A 15,738-nucleotide genomic window follows, 5' to 3' on the forward strand; every position below is an offset into this window, starting at 1 on the left:
AAAAAGGATACTGTCAGATTAGTTAATTAATTCTTTTTTTTATTGACTTTGCGAGCGCCCACAAAAATACTATTCTGCTTTTTATTAATGTGTAAAATAGCCGTAGATTTAGTCCCAAAACATTATTTTTGCTTTTTTTTAAAATTGAAAACAAATGGAATTATCAAAAATGATTGAATTACTGAGTTATACTCTGCCTGCCATTATCACAGGGATGGTTGCTTATTACTTTTTTAATTTACACACCAAAAATGAAGAAGGAAGACGTCGTTATTTATTAATGAAAGAAGGACAGAAAAACGCTATGCCTTTGCGCTTGCAGGCTTATGAGCGTATGGCTTTGTTTTTGGAACGTATTAGTCTTTCTAATTTATTGATTAGAATTTCTCCAATTTCGACAGATAAAAATGATTATGCCAATTTTATTATTGCCCAAATCGATCAAGAATTCGAGCACAATTTGGCACAACAAATCTATATGACTGATGAGTGCTGGACAATCATTTCCACAGCTAAGAATTCCACCATTCAGATGATTCGAAAAGTTGCTTTGAGTCCTGATGTAAATGGCGCCGATAAATTGAGAGAAGTTTTATTAAATGATTTGCTCGAAAAACAAGCACCAAGCAATGCAGCATTGGCTTATATTAAAAAAGAAGTGAGCCAGATGTGGTAGTTTGAGTTTCTAAGATTCTAAGAGGCTAAGATTCTAAGTTTTTTTTAAAATTTCTAATGTAAAAATCTTAGTATCTCAGAAACTTAGAATCTTAGAATCTATTTTAGCAACTATTTATTATCACTCATAATTTCGCTTTTATTTTGGGCATATCTGTAACCGAGACTCCACCATTTTTTCATTTTCTTCTGATCAAAAATTAAGGCGTTGTTGGTTAGTTTGGTTGGTGTGTAGTATAAATTGAGTTTTACGTTTTTATTTTTTGCTGCGAGTTTTCCGTTTGACAAATCGAGTTTTCCTACTTGGTCCAGCGTGAATAAAAACAAATTGATGAGCAGCGAAAAAGGATTTTTCCCCAAGATGGTTTTGGTAATTTTAATTTCGGTTTCCAGAATAATAACATCAATTTCTGTAGCTCCTCTGTTTATAGCTTCGCCAATTGGAATCAAACTCGAGAAACCACCATCTCCGTACTCGCAACCGTTCTTTTTGACGAGACTCATGAAAGGAAGATAGTTGCTTGAAATCCAAATCCAATCGCAAAATTCATCATAACTACAGTCTTTTATCGATTTATATTCGGGTTTGTTTCTGGAAATATTAGTAACTGTAACGATTACATCAACAGGTAATGATTTAAGGTGTTCAAATTCGGAAATAGAGAAATCGGCTCTGATTAATTTTTGAAGATTTCGGCTTTCGCCAAAGGTTCGCTTTCCTCTCAAAAATTGTCGGAGGACATTGATGTGATTGATTGTTATGTAATTCTGTCTTTGTTTCTTTTTGATTATAAATGGATTGATGTCAAATATCTTATCCATATTGACATTAGTATAAATCGAGTGGAGTTTGTCTATATTTCCCAAAGCCAAATGAGGAATCAGCAGGCTTCCTGTTGAAGTTCCCAAAAATAAGTCATAGTGATGTCCTTTGTTTTGCAACAGATATTGGGCGACACCACCCGCAAAAGCGCCTTTACTTCCACCTCCTGAAATGACTAATGCTCGCATGATTTTTTTTTAAGTTTCTAAGAGGCTAAGTTTCTAAGACTCTAAGTTTTTTTTTTAGCTTCTAAGATACTAATTCTGAGTTTTCTTACTCTAAGTTGAAATCTTAGATTCTTAGAAACTTAGCTACTTAGAATCTTCTTTAAGTAATCTATTCAATTGAAATTGTTCTTTTTCATTTAAACTAGGTAATATTGACTGAAAAACAGTTCTTATGTCTTTATTCTTCAATAATATTCGAATGTTATCTCTTCCAAATTTAGAAAATTGCCACATATGATGTGTCGTTGAATTAACTAAATTCTTTAAAACAGTCTCGTTGATAATGTCAAAATTGATTAAGTATTCCAAAGCGTTTTGTCTTGTTGTGGCTTCATAATTTGGTGAAGAATAATTCAGTAATTCGTTAAGATAAGTTTCTTTATTGGCAGAATATTCAGGTGTCGAAATGGCCAACGATAACCACAAAATACGTAAATTAAAGTCATTAAATCCTACCCAATTTTTAGTTCTTTCCATATACCCAGCTCTTTTGTTTTCAAAGTTATTCCATAAATAAAACAATGCCAACTCTTGTGTTTGATAGGATTTGTCATTAAGGAAATTTTCATAATCAGTTCTGAATTCTTCTGGAATTTTCTGCAGAGTGCTCGCAACAGCTTGGCGAACTTGAAGATTTTGAGTTTGCAATGCTAATCGTAATAATTGTTTTTTGTCTTCAAATTTCTCCTTCATCAATTGACCGACGATAGAAGCTTTTACTGTAAAATAGACATCTGATTGAAGGGTTTTTTCAAAAAAATCATATTTCTCAGCCAATGGTTTACTCCTAAGTTTGTTAACTTCAAGTTGTATTTGCATTGATTTGTTTTTGGATAGTAACTGATTGGCTATTTCACTATTGAAACCTGATGATTCAAGCCATACTTTACTAAAAGAATCCAAATCATAATTGGATACTTTTTTGATTTCATCAAAGAAATTTTGTGTTGTCACATTTTGATAAGCATATTTTTTTAAATAATTTTTCACTGCTTTTCTGAATGCTTCCTCCCCTATTCCTACCCGTAAAACATGTAATGCCCACGCCCCTTTTTGATAAAACGACAACGAACTGGCTTTGGCATTCAGTACCGGAATGGTATCTGTTTTAGAGGCTTGTTTAAGTTGCATTGACGATTCATATAATTTAGAATAAAAATAATCTTCGCCGTAAATTTCCTTTTCGGCCAATAAAGCATAATAAGTTGCAAATCCTTCCTGAAGCCAATGATCTTTTCCGCTTTGTGCCGTAACCAAATCCCCAAACCACTGATGTGCTAGCTCATGCGCATTGACATTGGTATAGCTTCTGTCTTCAAAACCAATAGAATCAACGACATAACGAGTAGAAAATAGTGTCGAACTCGTGTTTTCCATGCCTGCATACAAAAACTCTGAAACCGGAATCTGCCGATAGATTTTCCATGGGTACTTCACTCCTATTTCTTTTTCCAGGAAATTAAATATTTCCTTTGAGTAACGATAGGTAGGTTCTTGTTTTTCAATATTTTTTGAATTTAGATACATTTCTATCTGGATGTCTGATTTTGATTTTTGAGTGTTTTTATCAAATTTTCCGATAGCTAGTGCCAGTAAATAAGAACTCATTGGTTTTTTCATTTGATAACTCCAAATGATTTTATTTTTATCAGCCATTTTCTTTTTTAAAATGCCATTAGCCAAAACCTGATATTTGGAATCAAATGCAATATTCATATTAAAAATTACTTTCTCGTTGACATCATCAAAACTCGGAAACCAATGACTAGTGTATTTTCCTTGTCCCTGTGTCCAAATTTCCAGATTATCTGTTTCTTCGGAACCTACAAAATACATGGTTTGTTTTGGAGTAGCTGCGTACGAAAACTCTATGGAATTTTTTCCTTTTTGGAACGGATAAATCAATAGCAATTCTTTTCCGTTTGTTGTAAATGGGATAGTATTTCCTTTTAATTTAACCTCCGAAAAAGTCATATTTTGTGCATCAATTTTGATAGTATCAATAGGTTTCAGAACTTCAAATTTGTATGTAACATTTCCGTTAACGCTTTTATTCACGGGATTAATGGTAATATATCCATTAACAGTTTTAAAATCAACGTATTTTGTTTGTTGTGCAAATACAAATGTGGATAGAAATAGGAAAAGGAATTTCATTATAAATTGAATTTGTAGCTAAGTTATTCAAAGTTACAAAGGTTTAATCAACAAATCGTGGTAAATTTGTTTTCGTATCTGTTGTAGAGACGTTGCAGTGCAACGTCTCTACTGCAACAAATAATTCAAAATAAACCCATTGAAAAAGAAAGCCCTATTTAATTGGAGCAGCGGAAAAGATTCTGCTTTAGCATTGTACAAAATTCTACAAAATAAGGATTACGAAATCAGTTGTTTGTTAACGAGTGTAAACCAACAATTCCAGCGTATTTCGATGCATGGCGTTCGGGTGGAATTATTAGAACAACAAGCTAAAAGTATTGGATTACCGCTTGAAATTATGCAAATTCCCGAAATGCCAACCATGGAAGTGTACGAAGCCGTTATGAATAACACGTTGTCTAAATTAAAAGATCAAGGCATTACCCATTCTGTTTTTGGAGATATTTTTCTGGAAGATTTGCGAAAATACAGAGAAGATAAATTAGCAGAAATGGGTTTTGAAGGCATTTTTCCGCTTTGGAAAATTCCTACCCGTGATTTGATTCAGGAATTCATCACATTAGGATTCAAAACTATTGTGGTTTGTGTCAACGAACGATTTTTAGATAAAAGTTTTGTGGGACGAATTATTGATCAGGATTTTATAAATGATTTACCCGAAAATGTTGATATATGCGGAGAAAACGGAGAATTTCACACCTTTACTTTTGATGGACCAATTTTTTCTAAACCGATTGAATATGAAATAGGCGAAGTTGTCTATCGCAAATACGAAAAGCCAAAAGAAGAAGATTCATCCGATACCGCTTGTGATACTTCAACTTCTGACGCTTTTGATTATGGGTTTTGGTATTGTGATTTATTAATGAAAAATAACTTTTAATTTACCTCTCCTCATACATTTTTAGCAATTGCGTAACGGTATTCCAGTTTCGGATGGTGGCTATTACGTTGAGTTTTTTCTCGATGTATTTTTGGTCAAATCGTGTTTTTCCGGCTCCAACAGCATATTTAATGTAAATTCGGTTTTCGTCAATACTGGCTTCATCTGGTTTTACCTGACTCATTTTTAAATCGTTAAGGCTTTCGCTTCGCTGTGGAATCGAAAGAAAAGCAACATACAATTTTTTGGTATCAGCTTCTTTTTCTTTTAAAAAAGGATTGTTTTTGAAACAGTTTTCCAAATCTTTTTTGCCAATAACAACCGTTGGAACTTCGTGACCGAAAACCTTAAAAATTTCCTGTTTTATTTTGAAGCCAACTGCCGCTGCATTTTCTTCTTCGCAATCCACAAAAACATTTCCAGATTGAATGTACGTTTGCACATTTTGAAAACCAATGGCTTCCAAAGTTGTTTTCAATGCATCCATTTTTATCATATTATGACCGGAAACATTTATTCCTCTGAGAAGTGCGAGATGAGTTGTCATTTTTTTTAAATTTTATTGGTCAAAAATATCTTTTCTAAATTTTAAATCAAATTTTAAAAATTTAAAAGATGAATTTAATTTGACAATGAATGTGTTTTGGCATATTTTTTCTTTTCAGAACGTGAAAATTCTTGTGTAATAACTGATTCATTCAATAATGCTGTATACTCTTTTCCACTTTCAATTGTAATAGTTCCTTCTGGTGTAACAAAATGTGGTGTAATGTATTTGTACCTACTCTTGAAGCTTTTTAAGGTTTGATTCTTATTTTCATCAATATTTTTATCTGTTGAAAAGTAAACCGAAAAGTCAAGTCTATACCCATTCAAATCATATTTTTCGATTAAACCCAATTCTGTTTGTGGATAAACTGTTTCTCCTAACTTTACAAAAATTGCGTTCTTTTTGAATCCTTTATAAACGGCAAAAGTACCATCTGCATGTTCGACAACTACAGAGTTTCTTTTACTGGTATAATAAGGGTCATCTGATGTTGAGTTATCAGCATAATCATTTATTATGTCTACGACAATCCCTTTTCTCATATTACAAATGGTATCTTGATCTTTTGGTTTTACCACATAAGACTTCCAATTAAATTTTTTTTCTTGTCCTAAATATTTTTCGCCAATATTTCCTGCTTCATAAATTTTTACTTTTTTTCCGTTTTTGAAAGGGAGCGTATATTGAAATAAACTGTCAACCTTAGGATTTTGCTTTCCCATCATAGTGTAATATTTCATTGAATATCTAATTCCTCTTCCAGTATTTGTCGGTTTTAACTTGTATAAATAACCTGAATTTCCATAGATTTCTGTTTTGTAATTCGTTACATCACAATTTTCGACATTAGAAAATTCTAAGATTACGGTATAAGTTCCAGGCTTTTCTTTTGTGTAAGACAAATCTATGCTTTTATCGTCATTTACTTTTGAAGTGATGTCAATGATTTGCCTTTGCGCAAATAGTTTTGAATTGATTCCAAACATTGCAAGGAATGCTATCAAATAAAGTATTCTTTTTTTCATTGTGAGAGTGTATTTAGTTTCAGTTTTAAATGTTAGTATATAATTATATGATAATATATTTCTACAAATATAAAAATTTTCCTATACTATTACAAAAGTTTCGATTTCCAAATTTCCCAACAAAAAACTATCTTCGCCTTTTTAAAAGAATAAAGAAACATAGAATAAAGCGTATCGACTTTATAAATCTAAATTCATAAATCTAAAATTTGCAATCCTAAATCAAATGTCCAATAATCTCCTGGAAACTCCCATAGAATATCTCAAAGGCGTTGGCCCCACTCGGGGAGCGTTGTTGCGTAAGGAATTGGGGATTTTTAAATACGGGGATTTGGTCAATTTTTTCCCGAATCGCTATATTGACCGCACTCGGTATTATAAGATTAATGAGTTGCAGAATAATATTGCCGAAGTGCAGATTATTGGCAAAATCATTAATATCAAAACAGTGGAATTTGGTCGAAACCAAAAGCGTTTGGTAGCCACATTTGTAGATGATACAGGACAAATGGAACTTAACTGGTTTCAGGGGCTCAAATGGATAAAGGAGAGTTTGAAACTCAATGTGGTTTGTGTTATTTTTGGAAAATGCGCCCAATATGGGAATAATTACAGTATGGCGCATCCCGAAATTGAGTTGTTGAGCGAACATGAAAAAAGTCTGCGTTCAGCGATGCAACCTGTTTATCCTTCGACTGAAACCTTGGCAAATCGAGGAATAACGAATCGCGTGGTGAACAAAATGATGCAGCAATTGTTTCTGGAAACACAAGCTTTATTCAGCGAAACGTTGCCGGTGTATTTGATAAATGAACTCAAGCTGATTCCAAAAAATGCGGCTTTATTCAATATACATTTTCCCAAAAGTGCCGATATTTTGGCGAAAGCCCAATTCAGATTAAAATTTGAAGAATTGTTCTTCATTCAATTGCAATTGATTACGAAAAATTTGATTCGGAAACACAAAATAAAAGGTTTTCCGTTTACGAAAGTGGGTGAGTTTTTCAATGAATTTTATCAAAATCATTTGCCATTTGATTTGACAAATGCCCAAAAAAGAGTAATCAAGGAAATAAGAATTGACATGGGAAGCAATGCCCAAATGAACCGATTATTGCAGGGTGATGTGGGTTCTGGGAAAACCATTGTGGCTTTTATGAGTATGCTTTTGGCTTTGGATAATGGCTATCAGGCCTGTTTGATGGCGCCTACAGAGATTTTGGCTAATCAGCATTTTATTGGATTGTCAAAATTGGCAGCTTCGATGAATATCAACATAAAAATCCTGACCGGTTCTACCAAAATTGCCGCCCGAAGAATTATATACGAAGAACTAGAAAACGGTACTTTGCAAATACTTATTGGTACGCATGCTTTATTGGAAGACAAAGTAAAATTCCAAAATTTAGGTTTGGCGGTTATCGATGAGCAACATCGCTTTGGTGTCGAACAACGTTCCAAATTATGGAAGAAATCCAATCCTAATTCCACCAATCAAGGCGAACCGGTTCCGCCACATATTTTAGTCATGACGGCCACTCCTATTCCACGAACTCTGGCGATGAGCCTCTACGGTGATTTGGATATTTCGGTTATTGATGAGTTGCCTCCGGGCAGAAAACCGATACAAACAGTGCATCGGTATGATTCCAACCGACTGAAAGTCTGGAAATTTATTCGAGACGAAATTGCATTGGGACGTCAAATTTACATCGTTTATCCGCTCATTCAGGAGTCGGAAAAAATGGATTACAAAGATTTGATGGATGGTTACGAAAGTATTTCTCGTGATTTTCCATTGCCCCAATATTCTGTTTCAATCCTTCACGGAAAAATGAAACCTGACGAAAAAGATTCTGAAATGAAACGTTTCGCCGAAGGAAAAACCAATATCATGGTTGCCACAACGGTTATCGAAGTTGGTGTAAATGTTCCCAATGCAAGTGTAATGATTATCGAAAGTGCCGAACGTTTCGGTCTCTCTCAGCTTCATCAATTGCGGGGTCGCGTGGGACGTGGAGCCGAACAAAGCTATTGTATTTTGTTGACTTCGTTCAAACTGTCGAGCGACAGCAAAACCCGAATGGAAACGATGGTGAGTACCAATGACGGTTTTGAAATTGCAGAAGTTGACCTAAAACTACGTGGCCCAGGTGACTTGATGGGAACGCAACAAAGCGGTGTGCTGAATCTTCAAATTGCTGATATTGTTCGGGATCGAGATATTTTGATGTTAGCACGAAACTATGCTATCAAGATTTTGAAAGATGACGGACCTCTCGAAAAACCGGAGAATGCAATTCTGAAAGCGGTTTTTATTGAATTAACTAAAAAGAAAAATATCTGGAATTATATTAGTTGAGTTTTTTTTTTTTTTTTGAAGATTCTAAGATTCTGAGTTGCTAAGATTCTAAGCTTTTTTTTAAGAGCTAAATTTTCAATAATCTGATGAATAAACTTAGAATCTTAGCAACTCAGAATCTTTCTAACTAAAAAAAGTAACTTAGAATCTTAGTTTCTTAGAAACTTAGAAACTTTTCAATTAAACCTTTTCTTTTTTTAAATGTCAAAATAACTTGAAAATGGAATTTTGCTTAATTTTAATATTTGTATGTACAAACGTTAAATAAAAATTAACAATTCTATTTTTAACAATTCTAAAACCTAATTTTGTTTAAACCTTGCAAAAGGATACGTTAAACTTCTTTTATATTAAAAAAATGAAAATAAAAAATCTTGTATATGCCATATTAATAATAGGGTTTGGTGGATTTATAGCCTACAGAATTTCTTCAAATAATTCAAAAGGCAAAGGAGGAAAAGACAAAGACGACAAAAATAAACCTACTACAGTAACAGGTGTTATTGTTAATCCTAAAACATTTGACAATAATTTATCGCTTTCGGGTTCTCTTGAGGCCAATGAGCAAATTGAAATTCATTCAGAGGTTTCCGGAATTGTCGAAGGCATTTATTTTCAGGAAGGCAGCAATGTAACCAAAGGGCAACTTTTGTTCAAAGTAAATGATATTGAATTAAAGGCTCAGTTGGCTCAAGCAAGCACCAAAGAAGGATTGGCAGCCGAAAATGAAAGAAGAGCCAAATTGCTTTTGCAAAAAGAAGCCATCAGCCAAGAAGAATATGATATAGCAAGAAGTGATTATAAATCGGCTCAGGCTCAAACACAGTTAATCAAAGCCCAAATCTCTAAAACATCGGTTCGAGCTCCTTTTTCAGGAAAAATTGGACTTAGAGCCATTTCTCCCGGAACTTATATCACACCAACTGTTTTGGTTGCCAAATTGGTTAACATAAGTCAATTGAAAATCACTTTTTCGATTCCAGAAAAATATGCTTCACAAGTAAAAACAAATACCACTTTAACTTTTACGGTCGAAGGTTCAACAGAGCAATTTACTGCCAAAGTTTATGCAATAGAACCAGAAGTGTCAGTTACAACCCGTACTTTACAAGTAAGAGCAATAACAGAAAACAGCAAAGGAAAATTATTGCCGGGAACTTTTGCCAATGTTGCATTGCCTCTAAGTATTATCAAAGACGCGATAGTTGTGCCTACAGAAGCGATTATTCCAATACAGGATGGAAAAAAAGTATTTATTGCCAAAAATGGAATGGCCAAAGAAGTTAAGGTAGAAACCGCTACAAGAACAGATGCATCTGTTTTGATTCTTTCTGGTTTAAAATCAGGTGACACTATATTGACCAGTGGCGTAATGGCTTTAAAGGATTCTACTAAGGTTAAGGTGGTTTTAAATCTTAAAAAATAGATTTTTGATTGATGATTAACGATTTTTGATTTCAGATTTTTATAGACTGAACTTTAAAAATTTTAAGATGAAATCATGAATAAATAACGAGTATATTATTAGATAATAAACATAGCTGACTTTAGAACAAATCTAAAATCTGAAATCAGCATTCTTAAATCATAAATCTCTATGAGTTTATCCACTTTAAGCATAAAAAGACCTGTAATGACAATCGTTATGAACTTAGCGATTATATTATTTGGTATTATCGGTTACACTTATTTGGGCGTTAGGGAATTTCCTTCGATAGATCCCGCCCAGGTTTCCATCCGTACCAGTTATACAGGAGCCAATTCAGATATTATCGAATCCCAAATTACTGAGCCTCTTGAAAAAGCAATCAATTCAATTGACGGAATCCGTAACATTACTTCGTCGAGTTCACAAGGAAGCAGTAATATTACAGTTGAATTTAATTTGGACAAAAATCTCGAGGAAGCTGCCAATGATGTTCGTGACAAAGTTTCGCAGGCAATGCGTAATCTGCCCCAGGATATTGATGCACCACCAGTTGTTTCCAAAGCAGATGCAAATAGTGATGCCATTATCTCGATGACCGTACAGAGTGATACTCGAAGCGCATTGGACCTGAGTGATTACGCCGAAAATGTAATTGGACAGCGATTGGAAACAATTCCTGGAGTTAGTGGTGTTCAAATTTGGGGACAAAAAAGATATGCCATGCGATTGTGGATTAATCCCGAAAAATTGGCTTCCTACGGTTGCACTGTCGCCGAAGTTCGCGATGCTCTGAACAGTCAGAATGTGGAATTGCCTTCGGGGAAAATCACAGGAAATAACACAGAACTAACTGTAAAAACGATAGGAAATCTTTCAAAACCAGATGAATTCAATAATATTATTATTCGTTCAGAAGGAGAAAAAATAGTACGTTTCAGTGATATTGGTATCGCCGAATTGGGACCGGAAAATGTAGAGACCAAAATGACACAATCTGGTACTCCCCTTGTTGGTGTGGCCATTGTTCCCCAGCCGGGAGCTAATTATCTGGATATTGCAAAAGAATTTTATAAACAATACGAACGCCTAAAAAAAGATTTGCCAAGTGATATTAAATTAAACATTGCAATTGACAATACTGTTTTTGTAAAAAAATCAGTGATTGAAGTTGCCGAAACGCTTGGGATTTCAATTATACTGGTGATTTTAATTATCTTTTTGTTTTTCAGGGATTGGGCAATTGCTTTTAGACCTTTGATAGATATTCCTGTATCGTTGATAGCGACGTTTTTTATTATGTGGCTTTTTGGCTTTTCGATAAACGTATTAACCTTGTTGGCAATTGTTCTCGCCACAGGATTGGTTGTAGATGACGGTATTGTGGTTACCGAGAATATTTTCAAGAAAGTGGAAGAAGGAATGTCTCCTATTGAAGCTGCTATAAAAGGATCAAACGAGATTTTCTTTGCTGTAATATCGATATCCATTACTTTGGCGGCGGTATTTTTGCCGGTAATTTTTCTCGAAGGATTTGTGGGACGCTTGTTCCGTGAATTTGGGGTCGTTATTGGAGCCGCAGTATTGATTTCGGCTTTTGTGTCTCTGACACTTACTCCAATGTTGAATGCTTACTTGATGAAAGGAGGCCATCAAAAAAAATCAAAATTTTATGAGCTTACTGAACCTTATTTTGTGAAACTAAATACAGGTTATGCCAATGCTCTAACCCGTTTTATGAAAAAAAGATGGTTGAGTTTCCCGATTCTTATTGTTTGTTTTGGATTGATTTATCTGTTTTTTAATATTCTGAAAAAAGAAACGGCACCTTATGATGACCGTAGTTCTTTAGGGATGACTATAACAATGCCTGAAGGAGCATCCTATGAATATACGGATCGTTTTATGCAGGAAATTTCAAGGTTGATTGATGATTCTATTCCGGAGAAAAAAGTTGCATTGGTGATTACCTCGCCAGGATTTATTTCAACGGCAGTTAATACAGGAAGGGTTCGTATCGCTTTGGTTGATTCTGATAAAAGAAAATTAAAACAAAAAGAAATTGCTGAAAAGCTTACTAAATGGACTAATAATTATTCAGAAGCAAAAACCTCAGTGATGGAACAGCCAACAATTGCTGTAAACAGGCGTGGTGGTATGCCGGTTCAATACATTATTCAGGCCCCAAATTTTGAAAAACTAAGAGAAAAAATTCCTTTGTTTATGGACGAAGCGGCAAAAAGCGATGTTTTCTCTACGACAGATGTGAATTTAAAATTCAATAAGCCTGAAATTAATGTTTCGATTGACAGGGAAAAAGCAGAGAGTTTGGGAATTTCTGTAAAAGATGTTGCGCAAACTTTGCAACTTTCATTGAGCGGTCAGCGTTTTGGTTATTTTATCAGAAACGGAAAACAATACCAGGTAATTGGTCAGTTTGAAAAAGAAGATCGTTCAAAGCCATTGGATTTAACATCGATGTATGTCAAAAACAATAAGGGCGAATTGATCCAAATGGATAATGTTGTAAAAATTGTTGAACAAAGTAATCCACCCCAGTTGTATCACAACAATCGATATATGTCAGCAACTGTTTCGGCAAGTCTAGCTCCAGGCAAAAGTCTTAGCGATGGAATCGACGCAATGAATGAAATTAAGGCCAAAGTTCTTGATGACTCATTTACCACCGATTTAGGGGGAGAATCTAGGGATTTTGTGGAGAGTAGTTCGAATACTTCTTTTGCCTTTGGATTGGCTTTACTGTTGATTTTCTTGATATTGGCAGCACAATTTGAAAGTTTTGTAGATCCTTTCATTATTATCCTGACAGTACCCATGGCGGTTGCTGGAGCGTTATTTTCACTTTGGTTGTTCAATCAGACCTGGAATATTTTTAGTCAGATTGGAACCATTATGTTAATTGGATTGGTAACCAAGAACGGAATCCTGATTGTCGAATTTGCCAATCAGCTGAGGGAACAAGGAAAACCAAAAATGGAAGCAATTATTGAAGCTTCAGAAGCAAGGTTGCGTCCTATTTTGATGACCAGTTTGGCTATTTCGTTGGGAGCTTTGCCAATTGCATTGTCGCTGGGAGCTGCGGCCACAAGTAGAATTGGTATGGGAGTTGTAATTGTGGGAGGAACAATTTTCTCATTGGTTCTTACTTTATTTGTAATTCCTGCCTTGTATTCAATGTGGTCCAAAGCCCGTAAACATTATCCGGAATTTGACCATATTGATGAATATGAACGTGAGGTGAAAAAATAGTTTCTAAGATTCTGAGATGCTAAGAAACTAAGAAGCTAAGTTTTTTTCTGAGATTCTTAGGGAATTACAAATCTGAAAAAAACTTAGAATCTTAGCATCTTTAAATAAAAAATACTTAAAAAAATGAATACCAAATTGTTTATTAAAAGCTTTCTTCTGTTTTTCCTTTGCTTTTCGACAGGAAATGCACAGGAAGTGTTAACTCTTGAAAATGCAATTAAAATAGCATTGGAAAATAATTTTGAAATAAAGATTGCACAAAATAATTTAAAAATAAATGAAACCAATGTTGCTTACGGAAATGCCGGTATGTTGCCAAGCATTACAGCTTCGGTGACGGATGACAATAGCGTTAAAAACTCATCACAAACGCGTCAGGATGGAACGACTACTTCATTGGATAATGCCAAAAATAACAGTCTGAATTATGGCGTAAATCTTGGCTGGACTATTTTTGACGGAATGAAAATGTTTGCCAAATATGATCAATTAAAAGAATTCAAAAACATGAGCGACGCTCAGATGAAATTGACGATAATTAGCAAAGTGAGCAGTGTCAATTCGGTTTATCATGATTTAATTCAGGAACAACAAAAATTGTCTGATTTGGATTCGACTATTGTTATTTCGAAAAAGAGACTTGAGTTTACTAAAAACCGTTATACTATTGGTAAAAATTCAAAACTTGATGTCTTAAATGCACAAGTGGATTTGAATACCGATCTTGGGAATTTGGTAAAAGAAAAGCAAACTTACGCCAATGCAAAAACACTTTTGAATCAGATTTTAGCAAGAGATTTGAATACTGATTTTAGAGTTTCAGAAGGTATCCAGGTAGACAGACAATTAAAACTTGATGAATTGTTGGCTCTTGCCGAAAAGCAAAACCCCGAATTAGAAATGCAAATTATCAATAAAAAGATATCTGAACTGGATTTGAAACAAATAAAAGGAGAGCGTTATCCTACAGTCAGATTGAATACTGGGTATAATTTCAATGATACACAATCGAGTTTGGGATTTACTTCTCAATCCTCTGCTCACGGTTTAAATTACGGATTTACTGCGGCTTTGAATTTGTTTGATGGAAATTCGCAAAACAGAAATGAAAAAATTGCCAAAATGCAAATTGATAATTCTAAACTGGCAATCGATCAGCAATTGACTCAGTTGAGAAGTAATCTAACGGTTGCTTACCAAGTGTATTTAACCAATTTGGACTTGATTGACTTGGAAGAAAATAATACAGCCATTGCAAAACAGAACTTAGAAATTACGGCCGAAAAGTTTAAAATTGGAACGATTACTTCTGTCGAATTTAGAGCGGCTCAGTTGAATCATATTAATTCAAAAATTCGTTTGAGTAGCGCTCAATTTCAAGCCAAACTATCAGAAATTACTTTGAGGGAATTAGCTGGAAATCTTAATTTTTAGTTATTTTTGATATCAAAAAGATTTTATGATATCGTATAATCCCAAAGTTTGGATTGCTTATATTTTTCGTTTTCAAAAATCAGATACGTTAAGAGAGCTTTTGCCGTATATGATTTTAATTGGGTTGTATTCTGGTGCTATCGCTTATTTAGAAATTGAATGTTTTAAGCTCGAAGAGTCCAGTAATGTCAAAAATCTGACAGTAATTCATACTTCTTTGGGCTTTGTAATCTCTTTGTTGTTGGCTTACCGAATCAATTCAGCTTATGATCGCTGGTGGGAAGGTCGAAAATTATGGGGATCTTTGGTCAATAATAGCCGGAATCTGGCTATGAAACTTTCCGTTATGCTAAAGGACGAAAAGGATTTGGCTTACTTTAGAAGACTAATTCCGAGTTATGCTTCCATGTTAAACAAGCATTTAAAAGACGAGGAAACCAGTATGCAATTATTTGATCATGTAGATTTGGATTTGGATCATCATAAACACAGGCCCAATCAAATTGCAAAAATGTTGTATCAAAAGATTAATGATTTGTATGTTTCCCACAAAATAACAGGAGATCAATTGATTATTTTGAATGGTGAAATTCAATCTTTTACAGATATTTGTGGCTCTTGTGAAAGAATAAAAAACACGCCTATCCCCTATTCGTACAGTACTTTTATCAAAAAATTCATTTTTATTTTTGTATTGACACTGCCCTATGCTTATGTTTTTACTTTGGGATATTACATAATACCATTTGCTTGTTTGATTTTTTATGTATTGGCCAGTATCGAATTAATTTCTGAAGAAATCGAAGAACCTTTTGGTTATGATGATAATGATTTGCCAACTACAAAAATTTCCACAAATATCAAAAAGCACATTGAGGAAATATTATAGTAAGAGTTTCAAAA

The 15,738-nt window shown here is 34.1% G+C and carries 11 protein-coding genes; 7 read left to right on the forward strand and 4 right to left on the reverse strand.

Annotation, left to right across the window (positions count from 1 at the left end; all coding sequences use genetic code 11):
- The first annotated feature begins 154 nt into the window (after positions 1-154).
- Positions 155-676, forward strand: coding sequence for a DUF7935 family protein (locus EM308_RS12005; RefSeq protein ID WP_035641168.1), 522 nt, complete (start codon positions 155-157; stop codon positions 674-676).
- Between the two features lie 110 nt (positions 677-786).
- On the opposite strand, the gene EM308_RS12010 is transcribed toward EM308_RS12005, so the two are convergent.
- Both EM308_RS12010 and EM308_RS12015 read right to left on the reverse strand, forming a co-directional pair.
- Positions 787-1,686, reverse strand: a complete 900-nt coding sequence (locus EM308_RS12010) for a patatin-like phospholipase family protein (RefSeq protein WP_035641165.1) — start codon at positions 1,684-1,686, stop codon at positions 787-789.
- A gap of 123 nt (positions 1,687-1,809) precedes the next feature.
- Positions 1,810-3,882, reverse strand: coding sequence for a M1 family metallopeptidase (locus EM308_RS12015; protein WP_035641162.1), 2,073 nt, complete (start codon positions 3,880-3,882; stop codon positions 1,810-1,812).
- Between the two features lie 139 nt (positions 3,883-4,021).
- Here EM308_RS12015 and EM308_RS12020 point away from each other — a divergent pair, with 139 nt between their 5' ends.
- Positions 4,022-4,768: a Dph6-related ATP pyrophosphatase gene (locus EM308_RS12020; RefSeq protein ID WP_035641160.1), complete on the forward strand. Its 747-nt coding sequence runs from the start codon at positions 4,022-4,024 to the stop codon at positions 4,766-4,768.
- Between the two features lies 1 nt (position 4,769).
- On the opposite strand, the gene EM308_RS12025 is transcribed toward EM308_RS12020, so the two are convergent.
- A complete protein-coding gene (locus EM308_RS12025; protein ID WP_035641157.1) occupies positions 4,770-5,315 on the reverse strand; it encodes a DUF1697 domain-containing protein in 546 nt (181 codons plus the stop codon).
- A 74-nt stretch (positions 5,316-5,389) separates the two neighbouring features.
- A complete protein-coding gene (locus tag EM308_RS12030) occupies positions 5,390-6,343 on the reverse strand; it encodes a hypothetical protein (protein WP_035641155.1) in 954 nt (317 codons plus the stop codon).
- Between the two features lie 226 nt (positions 6,344-6,569).
- Between EM308_RS12030 and recG the strand changes: the two genes are divergently transcribed.
- The 5 genes from recG to EM308_RS12055 all read left to right on the forward strand — a co-directional run bounded on the left by recG (position 6,570) and on the right by EM308_RS12055 (position 15,724).
- Entirely contained in the window at positions 6,570-8,705 is a 2,136-nt protein-coding gene (gene recG, locus EM308_RS12035; RefSeq protein WP_035641152.1) for an ATP-dependent DNA helicase RecG, read from the forward strand.
- Positions 8,706-9,063: 358 nt separating this feature from the next.
- On the forward strand, positions 9,064-10,131 hold the full coding sequence (locus EM308_RS12040) for an efflux RND transporter periplasmic adaptor subunit (protein ID WP_035638972.1): 1,068 nt from the start codon (positions 9,064-9,066) through the stop codon (positions 10,129-10,131).
- A 171-nt stretch (positions 10,132-10,302) separates the two neighbouring features.
- Positions 10,303-13,401, forward strand: a complete 3,099-nt coding sequence (locus EM308_RS12045) for an efflux RND transporter permease subunit (protein ID WP_035638970.1) — start codon at positions 10,303-10,305, stop codon at positions 13,399-13,401.
- A 123-nt stretch (positions 13,402-13,524) separates the two neighbouring features.
- Positions 13,525-14,835 carry a TolC family protein gene (locus tag EM308_RS12050; RefSeq protein ID WP_035638968.1) on the forward strand — a complete coding sequence of 437 codons (1,311 nt, stop codon included), beginning with the start codon at positions 13,525-13,527 and terminating at the stop codon, positions 14,833-14,835.
- 25 nt (positions 14,836-14,860) lie between these two features.
- Entirely contained in the window at positions 14,861-15,724 is an 864-nt protein-coding gene (locus EM308_RS12055) for a bestrophin family protein (protein ID WP_035638965.1), read from the forward strand.
- Positions 15,725-15,738: the final 14 nt, after the last annotated feature.

Source organism: Flavobacterium gilvum (genome assembly GCF_001761465.1).
GTDB classification, from domain to species: domain Bacteria; phylum Bacteroidota; class Bacteroidia; order Flavobacteriales; family Flavobacteriaceae; genus Flavobacterium; species Flavobacterium gilvum.